This is a genomic window from bacterium, from assembly GCA_040755755.1.
GTDB lineage: Bacteria > SZUA-182 > SZUA-182 > DTGQ01 > DTGQ01 > DTGQ01.
The window spans coordinates 75,889-100,005 of sequence record JBFLZW010000002.1 but is presented as its reverse complement, the minus strand read 5'-3'; the positions used below and the strand labels follow the sequence as shown (position 1 = coordinate 100,005).

At 50.2% G+C, this 24,117-nt stretch carries 19 protein-coding genes and 1 riboswitch; of the genes, 10 read left to right on the top strand and 9 right to left on the bottom strand.

From position 1 onward, the window contains the following. Positions 1-49 precede the first annotated feature (49 nt). From AB1611_01700 to dnaJ, 9 genes are all read right to left on the bottom strand, one after another. Positions 50-811 carry a hypothetical protein gene (locus AB1611_01700; GenBank protein ID MEW6378300.1) on the bottom strand — a complete coding sequence of 254 codons (762 nt, stop codon included), beginning with the start codon at positions 809-811 and terminating at the stop codon, positions 50-52. A 299-nt stretch (positions 812-1,110) separates the two neighbouring features. After that, on the bottom strand, positions 1,111-1,878 hold the full coding sequence (locus AB1611_01695) for an MBL fold metallo-hydrolase (GenBank protein ID MEW6378299.1): 768 nt from the start codon (positions 1,876-1,878) through the stop codon (positions 1,111-1,113). Between the two features lie 147 nt (positions 1,879-2,025). After that, entirely contained in the window at positions 2,026-2,475 is a 450-nt protein-coding gene (dut, locus tag AB1611_01690; GenBank protein ID MEW6378298.1) for a dUTP diphosphatase, read from the bottom strand. Positions 2,476-2,644: 169 nt separating this feature from the next. Then, positions 2,645-3,919: a pitrilysin family protein gene (locus AB1611_01685; protein MEW6378297.1), complete on the bottom strand. Its 1,275-nt coding sequence runs from the start codon at positions 3,917-3,919 to the stop codon at positions 2,645-2,647. Further along, a complete protein-coding gene (gene pnp, locus AB1611_01680; GenBank protein MEW6378296.1) occupies positions 3,916-6,087 on the bottom strand; it encodes a polyribonucleotide nucleotidyltransferase in 2,172 nt (723 codons plus the stop codon). The genes AB1611_01685 and pnp overlap by 4 nt, the downstream gene beginning before the upstream one ends. 112 nt (positions 6,088-6,199) lie before the next feature. Further along, positions 6,200-6,469, bottom strand: a complete 270-nt coding sequence (gene rpsO, locus AB1611_01675) for a 30S ribosomal protein S15 (GenBank protein MEW6378295.1) — start codon at positions 6,467-6,469, stop codon at positions 6,200-6,202. A 571-nt stretch (positions 6,470-7,040) separates the two neighbouring features. After that, entirely contained in the window at positions 7,041-7,367 is a 327-nt protein-coding gene (locus tag AB1611_01670; GenBank protein MEW6378294.1) for a hypothetical protein, read from the bottom strand. Positions 7,368-7,575: 208 nt separating this feature from the next. Continuing rightward, positions 7,576-8,637: a hypothetical protein gene (locus AB1611_01665; GenBank protein ID MEW6378293.1), complete on the bottom strand. Its 1,062-nt coding sequence runs from the start codon at positions 8,635-8,637 to the stop codon at positions 7,576-7,578. A 259-nt stretch (positions 8,638-8,896) separates the two neighbouring features. Beyond that, the gene (gene dnaJ / locus AB1611_01660; GenBank protein MEW6378292.1) at positions 8,897-11,380 is read right to left on the bottom strand and encodes a molecular chaperone DnaJ; all 2,484 of its coding nucleotides are present in this window, start codon (positions 11,378-11,380) and stop codon (positions 8,897-8,899) included. A gap of 542 nt (positions 11,381-11,922) precedes the next feature. On the opposite strand from dnaJ, the gene AB1611_01655 reads away from it, so the two are divergent. From AB1611_01655 to AB1611_01610, 10 genes are all read left to right on the top strand, one after another. Continuing rightward, complete coding sequence (locus AB1611_01655) at positions 11,923-12,774, top strand: polysaccharide biosynthesis/export family protein (GenBank protein MEW6378291.1); 852 nt, start codon at positions 11,923-11,925, stop codon at positions 12,772-12,774. 43 nt (positions 12,775-12,817) lie between these two features. Then, on the top strand, positions 12,818-14,389 hold the full coding sequence (locus AB1611_01650) for a GumC family protein (GenBank protein ID MEW6378290.1): 1,572 nt from the start codon (positions 12,818-12,820) through the stop codon (positions 14,387-14,389). Between the two features lie 18 nt (positions 14,390-14,407). Continuing rightward, positions 14,408-16,468 carry a polysaccharide biosynthesis tyrosine autokinase gene (locus tag AB1611_01645; protein MEW6378289.1) on the top strand — a complete coding sequence of 687 codons (2,061 nt, stop codon included), beginning with the start codon at positions 14,408-14,410 and terminating at the stop codon, positions 16,466-16,468. A gap of 122 nt (positions 16,469-16,590) precedes the next feature. After that, positions 16,591-17,013, top strand: coding sequence for a nucleotidyltransferase domain-containing protein (locus tag AB1611_01640; protein ID MEW6378288.1), 423 nt, complete (start codon positions 16,591-16,593; stop codon positions 17,011-17,013). Then, positions 16,991-17,407, top strand: a complete 417-nt coding sequence (locus AB1611_01635; protein MEW6378287.1) for a DUF86 domain-containing protein — start codon at positions 16,991-16,993, stop codon at positions 17,405-17,407. Before AB1611_01640 ends, AB1611_01635 begins: the two co-directional genes overlap by 23 nt. A 569-nt stretch (positions 17,408-17,976) precedes the next feature. Further along, positions 17,977-18,048: riboswitch (Fluoride riboswitch) on the bottom strand. Positions 18,049-18,803: 755 nt separating this feature from the next. Continuing rightward, a complete protein-coding gene (gene selB / locus AB1611_01630; GenBank protein ID MEW6378286.1) occupies positions 18,804-20,768 on the top strand; it encodes a selenocysteine-specific translation elongation factor in 1,965 nt (654 codons plus the stop codon). Continuing rightward, a complete protein-coding gene (locus AB1611_01625) occupies positions 20,755-21,510 on the top strand; it encodes a DUF1573 domain-containing protein (protein MEW6378285.1) in 756 nt (251 codons plus the stop codon). Before selB ends, AB1611_01625 begins: the two co-directional genes overlap by 14 nt. A gap of 142 nt (positions 21,511-21,652) precedes the next feature. Next, on the top strand, positions 21,653-21,919 hold the full coding sequence (locus AB1611_01620; GenBank protein ID MEW6378284.1) for a DUF3343 domain-containing protein: 267 nt from the start codon (positions 21,653-21,655) through the stop codon (positions 21,917-21,919). A 35-nt stretch (positions 21,920-21,954) separates the two neighbouring features. After that, positions 21,955-23,211 carry a double-cubane-cluster-containing anaerobic reductase gene (locus tag AB1611_01615; GenBank protein ID MEW6378283.1) on the top strand — a complete coding sequence of 419 codons (1,257 nt, stop codon included), beginning with the start codon at positions 21,955-21,957 and terminating at the stop codon, positions 23,209-23,211. A 16-nt stretch (positions 23,212-23,227) separates the two neighbouring features. Continuing rightward, complete coding sequence (locus AB1611_01610) at positions 23,228-24,088, top strand: acyl-CoA dehydratase activase (GenBank protein MEW6378282.1); 861 nt, start codon at positions 23,228-23,230, stop codon at positions 24,086-24,088. The last annotated feature ends 29 nt before the right edge of the window (positions 24,089-24,117 follow it).

The window sequence follows — 24,117 nt, the reverse complement described above, 5'->3', positions numbered from 1 at the left end:
TTGTTTGCTGCCAAGATTTCCAATGCAAAATTGATTGCTGGCTCACTAATTAATGCATGAAGTTCGCTGCCCTTCTATTTTGCTTGGCAGCATAAGTAAATGCTTCGATTGTATCTAACTGTATCGAGTTTTTATCGTAAAAAGCAGATTTTGCTTTTCTAACAAACGCTTCTATATTATACCTTGTATCTTTGGTAGTTAGTCTTTTTGTTCTTTCGGTATCAGATACTCTGCATCCCAATCCTGATGCATGATCGTATGTCGGTGCAAGGTGCATTTTTTTACTTGTATTATCAAGTACCGATCCCCAGTTTTCATGGTGACGATCAGGGTTGGAAATCCAACAATCAAACATTAAATAGCCTACGAAAAGTTCCAATGGCTTCTGAATTATTGTACCTCTTTCATAACCTAATGGCAAATTAGGTATTTCCCTACTTATAACCTCCAAAACTGTTGAAAGCTGGTATTCATGAACCTTATAAAGTTCCTTTTTAGGATAACTTTCAATGAGTTTCGCCAGTATTTCATTCCCATGAACAAGTCTGCCATCTGGAGGAACAAAGCATGGCGATATTACACCTTCTTTTCCTTTCCAGATTGCAAATTCATACTCGGCACACGGTAAATTCAGGAGCTTTGCTAACTCACACGCAACTTTTTCCGCCCAATTTTCTCCAGTGCCAGGTCTGCCAATTTTAAATGATTTTGTGGTGTTATCGCTTTTATCATAAAACCAGAATTTTGCCTTTGTTCCAAGCTGTTCAATGGTATTATATTCATTTGTGATTTCAATTACTTGGTAACTCACTGCCTGTAACCAATATTCTCTAATAGTTAAATAGTAATAGATATCATGGAAGTGGAAAGCTGGTCCAATATATTGAAAATTGGAGATTTATTGCTTCTTTGGTTTAGGCACATCCTTAACAAACGCTATGATAGCACGTATTTAAGGATAGAAGAATGATCTCTCGCAGTGACGCGCAGAGGCGCAGAGAATGACCAAAAATGATATCCTCTGCGTCTCAGCGTCTCTGCGGGAGAAATACAACACTGCCGTGTCATCTTTCCCATAAAAGCGAATTCCTTATATCGTCTCCCTCCCCCCTACACCTCAATCACCGCCCCGACCCGATGCTGGCTGGCGATGCTCAGGGTCACTTTCAGGCTCAGGTCGCTTCGCTCCTGTAAAGCCTGCATGGCTGTCTGATGAGCCAGGGCGACATGGTTATTTTTTTCACTCAGGTGGGCGAGGATGACATTTTTCAGTTCCTGGTGAAGAATTTCCCGCAGCAGGGATTGTGAGCCCTCGTTGGACAGGTGCCCGAATCCCCCCCGGATTCTCTGCTTGAGCCACCAGGGGTATGGGCCGCTGAGGAGCATTTCGGGATCGTGGTTTGATTCCAGGATCAGTGCGTGGCATGCCGTGAGCATCTGCCGCACCAGGGTCGTGGGCCTGCCAAGGTCGGTGGCGATCCCTAATTTGCGGTTTTTCAGGTGCAGGCAAAAGCTTACCGGGTCCGCAGCATCGTGCGGCACAGAGAAGGGCTCGATGAGGAGGTCCTGAAGCTCAAACCTGCGGTTGGCGTCAAAAATTTCCCAATGAGGCAACTTGCCGAGCTTAACACTTGCTGCCTCGAAGGTTGCAGTATTCAGATACAGAGGAATTCGGTATCTTCGGGCCAGAACTCCGGCTGAGCAGATATGATCGATGTGCTCATGGGAAATCAGGATCGCGCACAGCTCATCGGGCCGGGTGGCTACCATTGCCAGCCGATTGACAATCTCGCCGGTACTCAAGCCCGCGTCCACCAGAATTTTGGTTTTCTCCGAGCATACCAGGATCGAATTACCGGCACTGCCGCTTCCTAGCACACAGACCCGAAAACTGATCTCTCGCCCTCCTCACGGTATAGGGGTGTAAGATGCACGAACAAAGATGAAAGAATACAATTGAGAGGCGGCTAGGCCACCTGGTTGGTTAATTCCCGCGGCATGTACTTAAGTCGGTGGCATTACCCGTCACACTCCGGTATGGCCGAATCCTCCATCCGATCTTTTCGTTTCCGGCAGGTCTTCAACCACCTCGAAACAGCCTGCATAGACCCGATGGATAACCATCTGGGCAATACGGTCTCCCCTCTTGATGACAAACGGCTCTTTGCCGTGGTTGACGACAATGATTTTAACTTCACCCCGAAAATCCGCATCGATAGTCCCCGGACTGTTCATCAGGCCGATGCCGTGGCGAAGGGCCAGGCCGCTGCGTGGTCGGATCTGGGCCTCATACCCCGCAGGTATGGCGATGGAAAACCCGGTCGGAACAGCCATCCAATCTCCCGGCATAACTTTTACCGCGTCCTCGACAGCGGCAAAAACGTCCATCCCGGCAGCCAATTCACTCATGTAGGCGGGAAGGGGAATATCCTCACAGCCTGCCATTTTTTTTATCTTGATTTCTATCTTTTCCATATGGTTTGTCGTTTAACACACAGCATGATAAATCTACATTTAATTACTCTGTGGTGTCATTGGTAATTGGAGCCGTCCCAGAATGACCTGTTCTCATCCGCTTTTCTCTGTGTCTCTGTGTCTCTGTGGTGTCCTTTGTATTTGTATTTGTATTTGCTTTGTGTTTATCCTAACATCGCAGTGCCTCAAGGGGCCATGCCGGTTCTGTCACATCTCCCAGCACAGCCATGCTCAGGTTTTGGCTGCAAAAGAGCAGGCTGGCCAGCGTAAGTATATCTTCTTGGGTTACTCCATCGATTTTTGCCAGGATCTCGTCGAGGGAGAAGTTCCGGTTAAAGTATATCTCCTGCCGTGCCAGTTTGCTCATCCGGTTGGCTGTACTCTCAAGCCCCAGCATGAGGCTGCCTTTGAGCTGGTTTTTGGCGCGTTGCAGTTCCTCTTCAGTCACCGTCTGTTCCTTGAGAAGGACAAGCTCATCGAGGATGAGCTGCACGGTATCGTGCAGGGATTGGGGTCGGGTTCCGGCATAAATGGAAAACAGGCCGGCATTCCGGAAGGAGTGACAGGAGGAGTAAACGGAATAAGCCAGCCCCCGCTGCTCCCGGATTTTCTGAAACAGGCGGGAGCTCATGCCCCCACCCAGGATGGAATTCATGAGATAGCCTGCAAAGCGCAGGTCATGGTTTTGCGGGATGCCGTCAATGGCCAGGCATACATGGGCCTGTTCCAGTTTTTTCCGGATGCAGGTGATTTGATGTTTGACCATCGGGCGGCCCGATGTCTCCGCCTCTTCCCCGGCGGAGATCGGGGAAGGCAGATTTTCTTTCTGAATCAACCTCATGAGAGCATCATGATCGACGTTTCCTGCGGCGGTAATAATAATGTTCTCCGGCAGGAAATTGTGCTCGAAATAATCAAGGAGGTTTTGCCGGGTAAATCCCTCGACGTTTTCCTGACGTCCGATAATGGACCGGCCAATCGGCTGGTCCGGCCACAGGCTCTGGATGCAGATGTCATGGACCAGCTCATCGGGGCTGTCTTCGATTGTTTTAATCTCCTCCAGGATCACATCCCGTTCCCGGTTCATCTCCTGTTCGTCGAATACCGAGTTTTTCAGTTGATCGGTCAGGATATCGATAACCGTGGGCAGGTGCTCGTCCAATACCGTAGCCAACAGGCAGGTATACTCCCGGCTGGTAAAGGCATCCATCTGCCCGCCCAGTGAGTCCATTTCCCTGGCAATATCGTAGGCGGTCCTGGTTGGCGTCCCTTTAAAGAGCATATGCTCGATAAAGTGAGTAATTCCGCTTTCTGCAGCTTCCTCTATCTGTGATCCGCCCAGAATCCAGAAACCAACCGAAATAGACCGCACTGACGGCATGTGCTCGGTAATCAGCCTCAGGCCGTTTTCAAAGACAACCTTACGGACCGGTTCACCTGTCATCGCCGGTTCCCGTAGGTCCGATCTTCTCTCTCCCGGTGCTCTCTATGCTCCCGGTGTTCTCTGTACCCTCCGTGCTCCCGGTGCTCTTCCGATTTCTCCAGCAGGGCCTTATGGCTCAACTTGACTTTGCCCTGCTTGTCGATCTCGATGACTTTAACCTCGATTTCATCTCCCTCTTTCAGTGCATCTTCGACTCTTCGCAGCCGCTGCTGTGAAATCTGGGAGATATGCAGGAGGCCGTCCGTGCCCGGAATAATTTCCACAAAGGCACCGAAATCGACAATCCGCTTGACCTTCCCCTGATAGATCTTGCCTACTTCCGGCTCCTCCACCAGGTTCTGGATAAGCTGAATGGCTTTTTTAGCCGAGGCCTCGTCACTGGAAGCGATGATAATCTTGCCGTCATCTTCGATGTCAATCTTGACGCCGGTTTGATCGATAATGCTGCGGATCATCTTCCCACCCGGACCGATTACCGTGCCGACCTTGTCACTCTTGACCTGGATCGAGAATATCCGGGGAGCATAGGTTGAGATATTCTCCCGGGGGCTTGAAATGGCTTCGATCATCCGGTCGAGGATATACAGCCGCCCCGCTCTGGCCTGGGCCAGGGCTTTTTCCATGATCTCTTCACTGATTCCCTTGATTTTTACATCCATCTGGAAGGCGGTTATTCCCTCTCTGGTTCCGGCCACCTTGAAATCCATGTCTCCGTTGTGGTCTTCCATGCCGATGATATCACTCAGGATGGCCACCCTGTCTCCTTCTTTGACCAGTCCCATGGCAATGCCAGCCACCGGGGATTTGATCGGCACCCCGGCATCCATCAGGGCGAGTGTTCCTCCGCAGACCGAGGCCATGGAAGAAGAGCCGTTCGATTCCAGAATATCGGAAACAATGCGGATGGTATAGGGGAAATCCTCCGGTTTTGGCAGAATGGCCTTCAGCGACCGCTCCGCCAGGAGGCCGTGACCGATTTCTCTGCGGCCCGGAGAGCGCAGCATGCCGACCTCTCCGACACTGAATGGAGGGAAATTATAGTGCAGCATAAAGGCTTTGGAAGTCTCTCCCTCCAGCTCATCCATGCGCTGTTCGTCTTCAGTGGTTCCCAGCGTGACAATCGCCAGGGACTGGGTCTCACCGCGGGTGAACAGAGCTGATCCGTGAGTACGGGGAAGCACGGAAACCTGGCAATCGATCGGACGTATCTGGGTCAGGGTACGGCCATCAGCCCTGATCCCTTCCTCGATGATTAACCGACGAAGCTCTTCTTTTTCCAAAGATTCGAGGATAGCCTTGATTTCTTTCTCCCGAAGATCATCCTCCTGGCCAAAAGCAGCGACAGCTTCATCGATGACCTCGTTTATCCCTTTTTGCCGATCCATTTTTCCTGGGATAAGAATAGCCTTTTTTAATTTCTCTTGAAAAGCTCCCCGCAGCTGGTTTACCAGCTCCTCATCAATAGTTTTCTGGGGAACTTCTATCTTTTGTTTTTGCACCTGCCGCTGCAATTCATCCTGCAGATCAAGCAGCGGAAGCATAGATCGATGAGCAAAGGAGATCGCCTCTTTCATGGTTTCTTCCGAAATCTCGCTCGCCTGCCCTTCCACCATTACCACTGCATCCCGTGTTCCCGCAACCACAACGTTCAACCGGCTGTTCTCAAGATCTTTGTTACTGGGATTCAGAACAAGCTCATTATTGATCAGGCCAATCCGCACAGCCGCTACCGGCTGCGTGAAAGGAATATCCGAAACCACCAGAGCCGCTGAGGCCCCGATGATTGATAGAATATCCGGATCGTTTTCAAGGTCCGCTGATAAGACCATGGCAATAATCTGTACTTCATTCCGGAATCCGTCCGGAAATAATGGCCGCAGAGGTCTATCGATCAGGCGGGAAGTTAAAACTTCCTTTTCCGAGGGCCTGCCCTCCCGCTTGTAAAACCCGCCTGGAATTCTTCCTGCTGCATAGGATTTTTCCAGGTAATTAACCGTCAGGGGGAAAAAGTCCGTTCCCTCGCGCGGCTTGGCTTCGCAGACCGCAGTAACAAGCACCACCGTCTCTCCATATTGGACGGTAACGGCCCCGTTAGCCTGCTTGGCCATTAATCCTGTTGAAATAGTGAAAGTTCTTTGTGCCAACTCCACCTGTAAAGATTTAATCATAATAAGGTAAGCCTCCACCTTTTCCGCAATCTTCTAATCCGCTTGCTCTCATGGAACATTGACTCTTAGAGGTCGATTTAGGAGAAGATATTTGATAATAATGCGTAATTGCCTACTTTCTGATACCAAGCCGGGTAATGACTTCTCGATAACGATCCTCACTGCTGCTTTTTAAGTAATTCAGCAATCTTCTCCTCTGTCCAACCATTTTGAGCAATCCCCGCCGGGAGTGATGATCTCCCTTGTGGACTTTGAAATGTTCTGTCAGATAGCTGATTCTCTCACTCAAAATGGCAATCTGCACTTCCGGAGAACCCGTATCCTTCTCATGTTTACGAAACAAAGAGATAATTTCCTGTTTTTTCTCTTTAGCAAGTGGCATAATTACCCTCCCGCACGTTAATTTGCAGTAAGCCTTTATTGAATCAATCATTTTTACTCAGTTTGATATACCAGCACAAAACCTTATGTTAGCACAAGAAAAAGCTCTTGTAAAGGAGGGATATACCTGTGAAATATCCTCTGCTGCAAGAAAATATGGATCAAGGAGACGGGATTATCTCAAATGAGGGATACTCATACACCGTGTTGATAGTTCCGTAAAATTTTTTCTCCATTTTGTGTAATGAATGCACTTCATTCTCGTCTATTAAGGCAGATGAGTGAGGAACAAACGAACTCAAGGTAAGGCTCTCCTCCTACCCCTAGTTTATATATACATCTTTAGTGATACCCCTCGAAAGAGGGGTATCTTTTTTTCAGGTGCTGTTTTCCTGTTTGTATACCCCTCTTTCCCGCGATGCTTGTTCCCGCAGGTTTTAAGCGGGAGCGGGAATTCCTGTGCTGTTTGGTATTTCTCCCGCAGAGACGCAAAGGCGCAGAGGATATCATTTTGGGTCATTCTCTGCGCCTCTGCGTCTCTGCGGGAGATCCTTCTTCCATGTCTCGTTGTACTAATGCAGGGTCTTTTTCTCCGGGACATGGATATTCAACAAAGGATTTTCCGAACGGATCTTGAGTGTCCGGGTGCAATTGCCTTCGATTGCCTGCAGGGTTTTTTGCCTGGTTTCCTGGGGCATACTGGTGAGATCAGTATGGATCTCCTGCAGTATGGAGTTTGAGTATTCCAGCGTTTGAGCAGCGAAACTGAGGGCGATTTTCAGTTCCTCAAGGGCCTCCTGGGTTTTCCCTTCTTCCCTCAGCGAGTTGAATCTTTCCAGATGAAGTTGCAGCTTTTCCTTGCTTGTATTCAACTTTTTCGAGAGTTCTTCCTTATTCATGATTCTCCTTCTCTTCTCCTGGTGAATGATACCTGGTTGAACTTGTGCTCTCGGATCCGGAGTAAAAGCAGCTATACATTTCGGACGATTCTGATTTCCAGCCTGCCTTTTTTGCAGCCTCAGCAGCGCAGGATGTCGTATTTCGAGACGGAGCTCTGTTTTGTTTTGTGAACAGGAATCACTCCATACTGCTTTACCTCATCTCAGGTTAATAGAGCGATGATTTGACCAGGTTAAGCGTCCCGGATTCCAGCTCGATACTGCTGTTGTTGGTAATCCGGTAATTGCCGTTCAGCACGGTTCCGTTAATGTTTCCGATGATACTCAGGTTGAAGATATCCGTACCTCCATTAATAGTTGCCCAAAGCTGCAGGGTAGTACCGCTCATGCTTCCATTGACATTGGCGTTCAATTTGGCCTGACCATTCGAAGATGTAAGGTTTATCGTGCCAGTCAGCGTGGTTCCGCTCTGAGTCAGGGTAAGAGAAGCGCCTCCCTGGGTTCCGTTACTTACCCAGGAACCGCTCCACCCGCCCGATACACTCGTTGAATAGGTAGGTGTGGTCGGATACGTCTGTGTCGTCGGGTATGTCGGATAGGTCGGATACGTAGAATATGTCGGGTATGTCGGATAGGTCGGGTATGTCGAATACGCAGGCGTCGTCGGATACGCAGGATAGGTCGGATAGGTCGAATACGCAGGCGTCGTCGGATACGCAGGATACGCAGGGTATGTCGGATACGCAGGATAGGTGCTCTGCGTCGGCAGATAAATGGCCGCTATTCTGCCATCAAAAGGATATGTGCCTGGATAGGTACTTATGGCAGGATACGAGGATAAGGGATTGGTATAAGAATTCGAAGGAGCAGCGATCACCAGGATATTATATCCGGAAGTACCATATACAGGCAGGCCATAGGCCGAAGTGCCGTAGGATGGCACCGTAGTATAGGAAGTACCATACTGCGGATAGGTAGTCCCGTATGTGGTCCCATAAGGGACCGCGGCAGTCGCCTGAGTATAGGGATTAACAGTGTAACCTGTCAGCGGTGAGTAAGAGTAAGATGTAGCAGATTGGCTCGGATACACCGTGTAGGGATATCCGCTCGTAGTGCCGGTCGGATACGTTGTATAAGGATACGTGGTATATGGGTAGGAAGACGGTACCTGGCAGTTGCCAGGCGAGATAGTCATAGTCAGCAGGAATAAGAGCACAGTATAAGCGGTTGAAATTACCAGCAGCCGACCCAGGGAATTGCACTTCTTCATCTTGATCTCCTTACCGCAACGGATAACAACGGGAACGGTTCTTATCTAGCCTATGTTCGCGAGCCGCATACGATTGCCTCGATCATATGCTTTACGGAAGGAGCAACTTTTGTGCCGGTGTATAAATTTCAGTTATCGATAATTTTGGCAGTCAAAATTGAATATATGAATAGATCCATGCTCTCCATCTGCGGAGAAGAGACAGGAAATCGAACAGGTCATGGTTAAAGATGAGGACATCCTTTTTATCGGTATGATCTTAGAAACCGATCGTGACCGGATAAATATAAGGTCCTCTTTGGACCAGAAGGAGCAGGCTGTCCCGATCGGCATTGGCAATGATAACTTCCTGAAAATCTTTCAGGTTTTGTATCTCCTTATCATTGATCCGGCGGATGATGTCTCCCTTTTGGATGCCTGCCTTGGCAACGGGGCTCCTGCCCCGGACAGAGCTTACAGCCACGCCGGAGTCCCGCTCGCCCATTCCCCCGAATGAAGAGCTAAACCCCTTGACGGTCAAACCAAGCAGGTCTTTGGCAATTTTTTCAGCAATCTCCTGGGTCAGCCGGGCAGGTTTAATGTCGATGGTCAGGGGCTTTCCTTCCCGCAACACCGAGATTTTCATCTCACTGTCCGCGGTAAATCCGGCCACAACCGAGGAATAAACCTCCTGGGAAGCGATCTGATCGCTATTGATTTTCTGGATGATGTCTCCCCGCTGAAGCCCTGCCTTCTCAGCCGGACTGCCGTCGATGATGCGGGTGACAATGACCCCTGCCGCCGGATGACTGAGGTTGAAATAGCCTGCCAGGTCCCTGGTAAGATTTTGAACACGAATCCCCAGCCAGACCTTGCGGACCTTGCCATAGGTGATCAGGTCGGCAATAATTCTTTTGGCCCGGTCGATGGGAATAGCGAAACCTATCCCCTCGGCTTTCTGGTAAATGGCAGTATTAATGCCGATCAACTCCCCGGTGATATTCATCAGCGGCCCTCCACTGTTTCCGGGATTGATGGAAGCGTCTGTCTGAATGAAACCGTGGTAGACAAGGTCTTCGTTAACCTTTACCGTGCGGTTGACAGCGCTGATCACCCCGGTGGTTACGGTATGAGAGAGGCCGAAAGGGTTTCCGATGGCCACTACCGTTTCACCCACCATCAGATCCTCGGATTGTCCGGTAGTGATATAGGGCAGGTTTTTCGGAGAATCTATTTTCACGACGGCCAGATCCGAGCGGGGATCAGAACCGACCAGTTTCCCCTCGAACTCGCGGTTGTCGGCCAGGGTGATTTTGATTTTGGAGGCCTTGAGGATAACGTGCTCATTGGTCAGAATGTGTCCTTTGGGATCAATGATAACTCCCGATCCCAGGCTCTGCTCCTTGTAGCTCCTCGGAGGAAAGGTATCGAAAAAATTATCGAAAAAATTATCGAAGAAGGGATTGCCAAAAGGATTGACTCTCTCCCGCACAATCCGTTCGGTACTGATATTGACTACCGCCGGGCTCACCTTCTCGACCACTTTGACAATTGGCGTCTTGCGACCCTCACGGGCAGCATCCGCCGATGCCCCGGCCGGGGAAGTCGAAGTCAGGAGCAGAAAAAAAACCAGCGACAACAATCCCAGAAAATGGAAAAAACCCTTCTTGTGCTGTTTCTCCTCCTGATGCGGCTTTTTTTCATCCCCTGCCTGGTCGAATTTGCGCAACAGCTCTTCCTGCCGGGGCGTAAGACTGGTGGGGACCTCCACGACGATCGTTACCAGTTGGTCTCCCTTTCCCTTGCCGTAGACATTGGGAAAGCCCGCTTTTTTAATCCGCATCACGGTACCGCTCTGCGTTCCCCGGGGGATTTCCAGTTTATGCGGCCCGGAGAGTGTCGGAACCTCGATTTCCGCTCCCAGGGCAGCCTGGGCAAAGGATATGGGAACAGTGCACAGCACATCGTCATCCTTGCGGGAGAAAAAATCATCCTCTTTGACCTGAATGGTGATGTAAAGATCACCGGGGGGACCTCCCCGCTCTCCGAGCGCTCCTTCTCCCAGCAGCCGGAGCTGGGAGCCATTATCTACACCAGCGGGGATCTTGACATGCAGTTTTCTCTTCTGGGGTACTTTGCCCATTGCCCGGCACTGCGGACAGGGGGATTCTATCACCTGACCGGTGCCCCGGCACTGCGGACAAACGGTGGTAATGCTTAAAAAGCCCTGGGTGCGCTGCACCTGCCCCCGTCCGCCGCAGATGCGGCAGACCTGTGGTGACGTGCCGGGTTTTGTTCCGCTCCCCTGGCAGGTCGGGCAGGTTTCGTGTCTTTCCACTTCAATATCGGTTTCCAGTCCAAAGGCCGCCTCACGAAAAGAGATCGCTACCTCCTGCCCAAGGTCCGCTCCCCGTGCCGGACGCGGACGGCCGGACCTTCCGGTTCTGAACCCGAAGAAATCTCCGAAAATATCACCGAAACTGCTGAAAAGGTCACTCCCGAATATATCATCGAAGTTAAAGCCGGTAAAGCCCGAATTCTGCAGGCCTGCATGGCCGAATTGATCGTAGAGGCTCCTCTTCTGGGCATCGCTCAGAACCTCGTAGGCTTCGGAAGCCTCTTTGAATTTTTCCTCCGCCTCCGGGTTGCCCGGATTGCGGTCCGGATGATATTGGAGCGCCTTTTTCCGATAGGCTTTCTTTATCTCTTCCGGGGCAGCATTCCGAGGGACTTCCAAGATTTCATAGTAATCCTTCTTGATCATAATATACCGTACCCCCTCGCCTTATCCTTTCTCCTGTTTCCCCCTGATGTTTCATGGTACTATTCGGCCTTTTTCAGAAATAAAAGATTGACTCTATCAACCTTTTGATTAATAATTATATTATCAGATGTTTTACTTTTATCGGTTCACCATTTTACAACCATTAGACTCCCTTGTCAACACGAGGATAACTCAATACTATAGCGTCTGAATCTCAACAACCTGTTGAAATTCAGACAAGAGCGTGGGGAATATACGCGACCAAGTCCTTCCTGTAACCCTTGCGGATGTGGTTTCTTTTTCTCTGTTTGGGTAGCTCAAGGCTGATTTTCGGGCCAGCCCTTCTATCGGTACTTTATGGGCTGCAGAGGGCTCAGAACCAAATTTTGGTACGAATTTTGCGTAAAAAAGGCATAGCCCGGTACAGAAAATATCCGGTCTCTGCCTTACTTATCCATCCTGAGGTCCAGGAATTCTTGAACGCTATTCCGGGTAGCGTCTTCGAACCAGAGTGATTCAGCGGTGAAGACCGTGGTCGATAAATGACCAATTATCATGGCAGGTGGAAAAAACTTGACCAGAAAAATCCAAAAACGACCTCCACCGGCGGACATCCAAAAGACAGCTTATCGAATGGGGATGCAGGGATGCACAAGATGACTGGGAACCGTCGATCGGGCTGGTGGTGGTGGCTGATGGTCCCTGGCATTATCCTGGTATGCCATAGCCTGTTGGGATGCAGCCCGCACTACGCCTATGACGACATCGGTGAGATGCAGGTCATGCGCTCGAATTACCAGGGGGAGCCGTCGGAAACCGAATACCTCCTTCAGACCGGGGATGAGCTGGCGATCAGCCTGTATTACCATCCGGAGCTCAACACCAAAACGGTTATCCGGCCCGATGGACTGATCACCCTGCAGCTCATTGGAGATGTCAAGGTGAAAGGGCTTTCATCCTCAAAGGCCCAGCAGATCATTCGGGAGAAATATGCAAAAATCCTCCGTGATCCTGAAGTTACGGTCGCGGTCGCAAGTTATTCCCATCAGGTTTACGTTGGCGGAGAGGTATCCACTCCGCAGATGGTCAATCTTGGCAGCGGCAAGACAGCGCTCCAGGCCATCTTTGCGGCAGGCGGGTTTAAGAATACCGCTGAAATGCGCAGTGTGCTGGTCCTGAGAAATATCGGACAGCCGGGCTTTCGGGTAATCAAAGTCGATCTTATGAAACTGTTTCTCAGCAAGCGGCTGGTGAAAAATGACCTTCAGCTCCAGCCGAACGATGTAGTTTATGTGCCCAAGACGCTGATCGGCAAGGTAGACCAGTTTGTCGATCAATATATGAACCAGATTGTCCCCAGTGAGGTATTTACTGACCTGATCCGGGGGAAATGATGGCGCGGAGCGTCAGGCGCAGGGATTCTGAAGGGAAGAAGCAATGATGGATGAGCAGAAGACTATCAACAGGTCATTGCGGGATTTACTCGCGATTTTCTTTAAGCACAAAGGGAAAATCCTGCTGACCTTCGTGGCGGTGACATCACTGGCTGTCTTCATCATCGTCAACCAGGTGCCGGTCTATGAAAGTACAGCAAAAATCCTGGTCAAAGAGGGGAGGGAAAACGCTATTCCCACCACAGCGGTGATGACTACTCCGGAGCGGATTATGGATATTACCCGCCTGGAAGATATCAATTCGGAAATCGAGATTCTTCGCAGCAGAGTGCTGGCCGAGAAGGTGGTAGCAAAGCTGGGTGTTGACCTCACGAAATCGCCAGGCAAAACCGGGAAAGGAAAAACTCCCCCCCGCTCCGGCATACGCCAGACCCTGACCAGGATTTTTCATGAGGTGAAAAATCTTCTGTATTATATACTCCCCCTTGCCCCTGCACCTCAGGAGGCCCTGTCACCTTTTAAATCAGCGGTGCTTCGGATCCAAAAAAACCTTGCGGTCAGTATCGTAAACCAATCCAACGTAATTATGGTCAGCTTTTCCGACCCTGAACCCGCGGTATCCGCTGATGTTGTCAATACCCTGCTGGACTTTTATCTCGATCAGCACCTGAATGTGTATAAGACCCCGGGGGCATATCAGTTCTTTTCCGAGCAGGCTATTGAATTCAAGCAAAAGCTGGATGCATCGGAACAGAGGCTGGAAGAATTTAAAAAACAATTCTCCCTGGCTGAGTTAAGCTTACAGCGGGATATCCTTATCAGGCAGGAGGGGGAGTATGAAAGCAGCCTGGAGGCCACCCAGAGTACCATCAGGGGGATCAGAGAGCAGATACGGCAGCAGAAAGAACAACTGGCTGCCCAGAAGGAAAGAATTCTGCTGACCGAGATTTCCCGGCAGGATCCCCTGAAAGATCAGTTAAACTCTCAGCTTTCCCAGCTCAAACTCCGTGAAACCCAAATGATGAATATGTATGCCGATGCCAATCAGCGCAAGATCCTCGACATTCGAAAAGAGATTGAGGAAGTGGAATCGCAGTTGTGTGAGCTGAGCAGTCCGGTACAATACGAAGTGCATGTCGGGCTCAATGATATCTACCTCAAGCTGACTGAAGAGATCATGAAAAAACAGGTCGATCTGGAAGCCCTTGAGGCCAGGAAGGACAATCTCGCCAAAAACCTGGCCCTGTGCAGTCAGAAACTGGCCGATCTCAACAAGATCGAATTGGAATTCAATCAGCTGCAGCGCCAGCTCAAAATCGATGAAGAAAACTATCAGCTCTATCGGAAGAAAGTGGAAGAAAACCGTATTTCTGAGGCTATGGATGCAGCCCGCTTTGCCAATATCAGTATCATCGAACCTGCCCTGGTTCCCCTGGTGCCGCGAAAAACCAACAAGCTCCTCAGAATTTTTATGGCCATTATATTGGGAATTACCGCAAGCCTGGGCGTTGCCCTCATATCGGAAATGCTTGACCACTCGGTAGAGTCAGCGGAGGAGCTTGAGGCGTCGATTGACCTGCCGGTCCTGGGTTCGATTCCGGATATTAAAGAGTAGAAAAGGTATAGATGGAGCATGTACACCACATTCTACGGGCTTACCGGTCCTCCTTTTAACAATACCCCTGATCCTGATTTCTTCTTCATGAGCTCCGGCCATCAGCGCACACTCCTTTTCCTTCTGTATGCCATCCGGGAAAAGAAGGGGCTGATCACGGTTACCGGCAAGGCAGGTACCGGGAAGACAGCCCTTCTCCAGGTCATTCAAAAGGAGATCGGCCAGGCGGTTAAGATGATCTTTTTCCTCGATACCGGGTCAGGGAACAACGCACTCATTGGCCATCTCCTGGAAAAGCTCGGAGTTACCGGCATAGGGGCATCCAGAGACAGCTTCGGGCTCCTTCGGGAGGGACTGCTGCACCAGCTCCAGCAGGGGATATCAGTGGTCCTGGTTATCGATGAGGCACAAAACCTGGATTGGCGGCAACTGGAGCAAATCAGGCTGCTGCTCAATCTGGAGACGGCTGACCAGAAACTCCTGTCGATCATCCTGGCGGGGCAACCGGAGCTGCAAACCAAATTGAACCAGCCCGCGTTCCAGCAGCTCAAGCAGCGGGTAGATTTGAGCTGCCGGATCGATCCTTTGACCGAATCGGAAAGCTTCCACTATGTTGAATACCGCCTGCAAAGCGCAGGACGGGACCAGCAGGATATTTTCTCCTATGAAGCGCTGCTGGAAATTTACTATCGGTCCCAGGGAATTCCAAGGCTCATCAATAATATATGCGACAAGGCACTGCTCCTGGGGTTCAGCCGCCAGCAGCAGCTTATCGATCAGGATATCATTCAGGATCTTTCCTCACTCTTCGAAAGCCCGGAGATACAACCTGACCAGTCGCGCCTCGTTCAGCGAAGCAGAAGTCATCTGCCTGCTGCCGGTTCACCCGCAGAAGCGAGAGCTTACTGGTTTCAGATGCCAGACTATCGATACCGGCTTATCAATTCAGGCAAAAGGATGTATCCCTGGCGGACATCAGGAGCAGCAGGGGAGGAAGATGAAGCTCAAAGATTTCTGCGGGATGGTCTGCGGGCAATTCTGGGGCAGTATGGGCAGGAACAGCAGCAGGAAAGAAAACCGGGAGAACATGCCGCAGGAGAAAAGGACTTCATGGTCAGTCCGGGTCCGCCCCGCGGACTGCCGCCGGCCAGCAGGACAGCCCGCCAGCAGAAAGCCTTCGAGGCCACCAGGCAGCAGAGCACCCCCCCTGGACAGGAGAAGGAGGGCTCCCTTCTTCAGAATGATCAGCCTTCAGAAAATTTCAGGACAGCAGAACCAGCCAGACCGAAACCTCTTTCCCCGGAATATATCAAACGGTTTGAATCGTTGAACCTTCTCCCTTCGGGGAGGGAACAGGGAGAAGGGCTGAAAGGGTGGCTGCTGTTTCTTCCCCGCTTCCTGATACAGCGCAGTCGCCGTCTTTTGGGGCTGGAGCAGAAAATTTACTCCCCGCCGTCAAAAATCATCGAGGAGTATCAGAGGATCAAGAATAACCTTTACCTGGCCAATCCGGGCAGCAGGCTCCAGGCATTGATGTTTGCAAGCTCAAACTCCGGTGAGGGCACTTCCAGCGTGGCCGCCAACTTCGCGCTTACCTCTGCGCTGACCGAAGAGGCCAGGGTGCTCCTGGTGGATGCCAACTTCCGGAGCCCGAAGCTCCACAGCCTTTTCGGCCTGCCAAAATCAGAAGGGCTGGGGGAAGTAATCCGGGAAAAGGTCGGATGGAAGGATGTTTTGCGGTCCTGCAAAATTCCCAATCTTTCAATCATCACCGCCGGGGAGCCGGCGATCAATCCTCTGTATCTGCTGAAATCCGCCACTCTGGAGAAAACAATCCAGGAGTTTAAAGAACACTTCGACTATATCTTATTCGATTGCTGCGCCCTGAACGCCTATTCCGATCCGATCCTGCTGGGAGCGCACCTGGATGGCCTCATCCTGGTGGTCCATGCAGGCAGGACCAGCATGGAATCCGTCCGAAGAGTCAAGGGAATGCTGAGCGGATCAGTGCCGATCATGGGTGTGATACTGAACCGCAAAAATTACTATATCCCGGAGGCCCTGTACCGGAGGCTGTAAAGACAAAGACAAGACAAAACAAAGGACACCACAGAGACACTGAGGCACAGAGGTATACAGAGAAAAGCAGAGGAGTGAGAGCGGGGGAGGGTGAAAAACTCTGTGATTAATTAAGGGTAATCATGGTCAAAGAAACTCAACAGGAACTTATCGTTCGACTCCTTCGGGAGAAATACCCGGATCTTGTGGCCATCTATGTATTCGGGTCAGCGGGGCAAGGGGAGATGATGCCGGAGAGTGACATCGACCTGGCGATCCTTCCCCGGCACCCCCTGGACCCCTGGGAGAGATGGTCGATGGCCCGGCACCTGGCCGGAGCGCTCAGGCGGGAGGTTGATCTCGTTGACCTGCGAAAGGCTTCCACCGTATTGCGGATGCAGGTCGTTTCTACAGGACAGTGCTGGTACGAGGGGGATCCGGGACAGAGAGAACGCTTTGAAGATTACGTTTACAGTGCCTACGCTCGTCTGAATGAGGAGCGCCGGGAGATTATTCAGGATATCCAGAGCCGGGGAACAGTTTATGGACGACGTAAAACTCAATAAAGCAGCCACCATTGAGCGATGCATAGCCCGCATACGTGAAGAATATGGAGAAGACGAGAAAAACCTCTATGAGAATTATACCAAACAGGACTCGATAATTTTAAATATCCAGAGGGCCTGTGAGGCAGCCATAGACCTGGCCATGCATGAGATCCGCCTCCGCCGGCTGGGAATTCCCCAGGAAAGCAGGGATGCATTCACTTTGCTTCAGCGGGTCGGTCTGATAACCAAAGGGCTGGCAGAACGCATGATGGCCATGACAGGGTTCCGAAACATTGCTGTTCACGACTATCAGGCACTGAACCTTGACATTGTCAGGCGGATTGTAGAGGAACATTTGCAGGATTTCCTCGATTTTGCCGAGGCCATGCTGAAAAATGAGACCGAAAAATAATCTCAAGTGAATTACCGTTTTCTTCTCTTTTCTTCTTTTCTCCAGTTTACGAGCGCCCCTCTCCACGCCCCTGTTCGGCCTTGCTTTGCCTCTTGATAATTGCCACCAGGCTGCGAAGGGCTTCATTAACCGAAGTGAACAAGAACGCATTATGGAAATTCATCGCCTGAATCCAGGACAAGTCGTATGTTTCCCCCTGAGCTAATACCATTTTTCGACATTCAACTGCAGCATAAGTAGAGAATTCAGGAGTCAGGAGTCAGAATTCAGGAGTCAGAATTCAGAATAAGGCTTTCGTTTCTCCTGACTTCTGACTTCTGTATTCTGTATTCTGACTCCTTTGGCCGGTTTATGCTCAATTTCAGGTGAGAAATGGTATAACATCTCTCTTGCCTTCACTTCTTTGATTTCTGCCATTTCTTGTTCCTCCCTTTGAGATAAATCCCCCCTACCGTTACAGGTTCTTCCTGCTACGGGGTAAAAAAAGCTCTCACCAGGTACTAGGCCCTGGTAAGAGCTCAAAGTTTGATTGCCAGCAACTGTATAACTCCTCCCAAGGGTATATTTACCTGCTCGTAGGAGTCATTAGCTCCGGCCCTGGCCGGAACGGTTTATGGCGGAACTCCCTCGCCTTTATGCAATTATCAGCAATTTCGGCTTTTGGGCTCATTTTAATTCCATGCATTTTCGATGTCAAGATGAAAATTGAAAATTCCTTATTGACGTATAATCCAGGTTATGGTAAAAATATCCCCTATATTTTTAAGGAATCTCTATTAACAGGTTTAATTGTATTCATTAATGAATGTCGGTAGGGTAAAGAAGCGGTAGTTTCCATAAATTGATTCCAAATTTTAAGAGAGGAACAATTATGTACTTGAAAAAGGTTCACTTACACGGATTTGTTGGACAATATTGACTCTGTATCAGGTAACTCTGACCGGTGGTCGGGGCAATAACAGGAAACCCATTATGCTTTTCTCATATCTATCTTTACCTATAGTGCAATCTTTTCAAAAAAATCAGACTTCATTTTTAAATTCCATCCGTTTTTCAATCCCTGAATGCAGGTCGGCTATATTCGATCCGGTCCGCAACTGCATGCATCTTCCAATCCTCACTCCACTTCGAGCATGTTTCCTTATATCACCCGGTCACGGTAAGTTTCTGATATATTTAATATTACTTATCATTTTCCAAAGTTTTTACACTGTTTACGCTGTCGAGCTGTCATGATCGAGAATGACCGAGGGTAATGGTACTGGTGTGCCCCACGGACTTCAAATCCGCTGGTCGGCCTGTGCAAGGGCCGTAGGAGGTTCGATTCCCCTTACCCTCTTTACCTCTCTCCCTATGACACAAGAGTAGAGATGATAAAAAGTCGGGTGACCTTCCATTGAAAAATCTGGTTATAGGCTTGGCCGGGCATATTGACCATGGCAAGACCGCTCTGACCAAGGCCATCACTGGTATAGACACCGATCGGCTGAAAGAGGAAAAGGTCCGGGGAATATCGATAGAATCAGGTTTTGCACCCTGCCGGCTTCCCAATGGACAGGTGGTGAGTATTGTCGATTGTCCGGGTCACGAAAAATTTATCAAGAATATGCTCAGAGGCATATCCGGCGTCGATATGGCCATACTGGTTATTGCAGCCGATGACGGCCCCATGCCCCAGACCAGCGAGCATCTTGATATTCTTTCCCTGCTGGGAATCAGACACGGCCTTGTGGCAGTCAACAAGATCGATCTGGTGGACAGGGACTGGCTGGAGTTGATTCACGGGGAAATCGCCCGGCTTGTTGAGCCGAGTTTCCTCCGGGAGGCAGCGGTAATCGATTGCTCATGCCGGACCGGAGAGGGAATCGATCAATTGAAGACGGCCCTGATGGAGCTTACCGGCAAGGTTGAGAAAACCAAACTTGAGAGGGGCGAATTCCGGCTTCCCGTGGATCGGGTTTTTTCAGTAGCAGGCTACGGCACAATAGCTACCGGCACGTTGGTAAATGGTGCTGTAAGTTCCGGAGCCATAGCAATGGTATATCCCGAAGGTTATAAAGTCAAAATCCGTGGACTTCAGGTGCATAACCAGTGGGTCGAAGAAGCCCATGCCGGACAGCGGGTCGGCTTTAACCTGGCCGGTATCGCCACCTCCCAGGTCAAGAGAGGAGATGTCATCGCCCCGCCGGAATCCCTCATGCCCACCGGCATACTGGATGCCAGACTCCGATACCTGGAATCGAACGCATCTCCTTTGTCCACGAAAGCCAGGGTACGCCTCCATACCGGTACTACCGAGATTATAGCCAGGGTGATCTGCATGGACAGGGATAAGATTCAACCCGGTGAAATGGCTGTTGTCCAGTTCAGGCTGGAAGAAAAGGCTTCGCCTCGGGTATTCGACAGATATATTATCCGGTCTCTCAGCCCTTCCCGTACCATTGGCGGAGGAGTTATCCTGGATACTTACCCCAGGCGGTACAGTGCCTCAGAAGGTAAAAGCAGAGTCACTCGGATCGAGCACCTGGAACAGGGAAAATTCAGGGACTTCATCATCGAGACACTTTCACGATACCAATTCCATCCTTGCAGTCAGAGTGAACTGTTACGAAAGACCGCCCTTACTCGGTCAGAACTCGTCGATATCCTTGCCCGGTTAAAGAGTGAAGGCGTTATTTACTGTCTTGATGATGAGGAATTCTTTATTGCCACCAGGCAGGTAACACATATCAAAGAAAAAATTATCGCTGCCCTGAAAGACTTTCACAGCCAAAACCCTCTTGAAAAAGGTATGGGGAGAGAACTGCTCAAGTCAAAGACAGCAGGGGAAATGGACAGCCGGCTTTTCCATCACCTGCTCAGGGACCTTGAGATGAGGCAGACAATAGCGATCGACGGTCCCGCTATCAGGCTTGCCAATCATAGCCTGTCGTTCAGTTCATGGCAGAAGAAGGTTATCAGCGAAATTGAAAGGGCGCTTCTATCCAGCGGTTACAGACCGCTGCCCATAAGTCAACTTTATCAAAATATCAATTGCGCCGGGGAGGAGGTGGACAGATTATTAAAGATGCTCATAGATCAGAGTGTTGTCATTCGAATCGCACCAAATACCATCATCCATAGCCAACCTCTCCATGAGCTCAGGGAGATGGTGAAGGCATATATCCAAAAGGAAGGGAGTCTTACCGTTATCGATTTTCGTGATAGAGTAATGGATCTGGGCCGAATAAAAACCATTCAGATTCTGGAATACTTCGATTCCATTGGTTTCACCATGCGGATCGGCGATATTCGGATACTGAGAGGCCCGAAAAGTAAAGGCCCAAAAAGTAAAGGAGAGATAAACCATGAAAAAGAATAGAACCTTAATAGTCTTATCAGTCCTCCTGATAAGTTTTCCCATAGTGTTGTCCGTATTCTGTCCGGCACCTGCCGCAGCCGCCCCCCGTATCGCATTCTCCAATGCCTCGTTCGATTTTGGGCAAATTTACCAGAATAAAGCGGTTACCCATGTTTTTACCTTTCAGAATACCGGAGACCAGGCGCTGAACATCGAACAAGTAAAGACATCCTGCGGATGCACCGCTGCTGTGCTTTCTCAAAAAACAATCAATCCGGGTGAGACCGGGCAGATTAAAGTCACTTTCAATTCCGCCCATCGCAAGGGGAAACAACAGAAAGTCATCTATGTCCATTCCAATGACCCGGTTAATCCAATTACGCAAATAACTATTGAAGCATTAGTCAAAGTCGATCTGGAAGCCACTCCTGCCAATGTTTATTTCAACCGGGCAGCAAAGGACCAGGATGCCACTCAGGAGGTTGTGCTGAAGAATATCGGCCAGGAGAGCATGTCGATTTTATCGATTGAAACCACTCCTGCCGCTGCTGTTACAGCCAAAGCAGCATCGGAGCAGACCAAACTGCCGGCAAGTCTCAAACCGAACGAATCCCTGACGATTATTGTGTCAGCAAAAGCAATGGACAACAGCTCCCTTACGAGTGGTCAGGTAGTTGTTAAAACAGACAGTAAAACCACACCGGAGGTGGTTATCTCTGTAGTTCTATCCATCACCGGCGATTCTGCCGCGGAACGGAAATAAGCACCACCGTGATATTGAATACATCTATAGGCATTATAGATTTCTTCAATAATGCCCTTGACTTCCCAAAACTATTGGGTATTATCGAGTATTAGCAATATCCTGGTGCAGCTTTGATTTTTCCTCATTCCGAGGCTTGTATATGGCAGTCTATGCAATCATCACCTTTCACACCACCCATTTTGCCCTGAAGGCCAAACGGGTGCTTGACAAGAGCGGCAGAAAACCGGAAATGATCCCGGTGCCGAGGGAATTCAGCTCCAACTGCGGTTTTTGCTGCAAGGTGCCCTGGCCGGAAAGGGAAGAGATTGAAAAAATCCTCACCGACAGCCAGGTGGAGATCGATCAGATTTTTCGGTGGGAGAGGGATGATGAGGCGGAAAAGAAGAAGAAATTCAAATTCATCTAATGTAACGAGGGCAGATAATGAGTAATTACGACGATATGTGGAGAAGCCTGAATATTGATCTTGATCCGCATTGCAACCTTCTGAACGTTCTTGGGCAGGTCTATTCTGACATTTACCTGAAGCAGGATAACCGGCCCGAAGCTATGGAGTATTTTGACTTTGTCCTGAGCGAGGTTCATGGTCTTCGTATCAGGGAGCTCCTGGAGCACAAGGCCAGGGGAGGATTCATTGCCGGAGCTTTTTGTCTTTTCATCCCCGATGAGTTGATCCTTGCGGCTGGAGGTCTTCCGATCGGCCTGTGCGGCGGGGCGGACCTCACCATCTCCAAGGCGGAAGAATACCTGCCGAGAAACATCTGCCCGCTGATAAAGTCATCGGTCGGGTTTAAGCTGGCGAAAATCTGCCCCTATTTTGAATCCGCTGACTTTCTGCTCGGAGAAACCACCTGCGACGGCAAAAAGAAAGCCTGGGAAATTTTAAACGATTTCGTTCCCACCAGGGTCGTGCAGGTCCCCCACAGGAAGGATGATGCAGGCCGGGGAGTATATCGCGCAGAGCTTGACAGGCTGGTGAAAATGCTGGAGGAGGCGGGAAGGACGAAAATCAGCTTTGATGCGGTGAAAAAAGCCATCGAGCTCATGAACAATAAAAGGAGGGCCCTGGCCAGGCTGTATGAAACCCGAAAGTGTCAGCCCTCACCCATCAGTGGAAAAGATGCCCTGCTGATTTCACAGGTTGCGTTTTACGATGATGTTGCCCGGTTTACCGCTTCGGTGGATAAACTGACCGGAGAGCTGACCGGCCGGATTGCACAAGGCATCAGCCCGTTTGCCAAGGATGCCCCCCGCATTATGCTTTCCGGCTGTCCGAGTGTGGTGCCCAACTGGAAACTGCATCATATCATCGAAAGCCTGGGGGCAGCGGTAGTGGTCGAGGAAGCCTGCACGGGGACCCGCTATTTCGAAACCCTGGTCGATGAGTCGGCGGCGGATTTGAATGCCCAACTGGATGCTCTGGCTCAGAGATACCTGTCGATAAACTGCTCCTGTTTTACTCCGAACCATGAGCGAACCGAACAGATAATCCAGTATGCTCAGGAGTATCATGCCGATGGCGTGATCTATAACACCCTTCAGTTCTGCCATACCTATAACGTGGAGTACGCCAGGGTTGAAAAGGCGCTGAAAGAGGCAGGCTTTCCGGTCCTGAAGATCGAGACTGACTACACCGCCGAAGACGCGGGGCAGATTCAGACAAGGATCGAGGCATTTCTGGAGCGGATTAAACCGTAAGATAAGATATGATACAATGCCACAGTGTATGACTTCCATAGGCATTGATCTTGGTTCCCGGACGGCCAAGTATGTAATTTTGAACCAGAGTGGCCTGGTTGCCTTTCAGGTTATGGATGGCGGTGTTCATCCTCTGGAAAAGCTTCGCCGCGCCCTGGAAAAAGAAGGCATTATGAAAGCGGCCGGGCGGCCCGGCATTGTGGCCACAGGATATGGACGGCATCTTGCCCGGAAAGACCTGGCTGATCAGACCATAACCGAGATCAAAGCCTTTGCCCTGGGTGCGCATTACCTGTACCCGGATGTCCGGATGGTGATCGATATCGGGGGGCAGGACACCAAGGTCATTGCTCTGGACGGGAATGGTTCCTTTGACAATTTCGGCATCAATGACCGCTGTGCTGCCGGAACCGGCCGGTTTCTGGAGATCATGGCTCATTCGTTCGAGATTGACATCGGCCAGTTTGGAGCTTTCGCTCTTACGGCTGGCGGTTTGATCAAGGTTACCAGCATGTGCACGGTTTTTGCTGAATCTGAAGTGATTTCACTGCTGGCTAAAGGCGAAGACCCTCAAAGCATTGCCCTGGGGGTTCATCAATCCGTAGTCGAGCGGATAGAGACCATGATCAACCGGCTTGGCCGCAGGCGGCCAATACTCTTTGCCGGTGGCGGAGCCCTGAATCCCTGTCTGGTAAAACTTCTGGAGGATCGGCTGGGAGGAAACCTGATTGTGCCGGAAAATCCCCAGATTATCGGCGCGCTTGGTGCGGCAGTGTATGCTTTAAAGCAGGAGTCAGGAGTCAGGAGTCGGGAGCCAGAAGCCAGAAGCCAGGAGTCAGGAGAGAGTGACCAGTGGCCAGTGATCAGTGGCCAGTGAAGAGTAGTCAGAAGTCAGGAGCTGGGAGT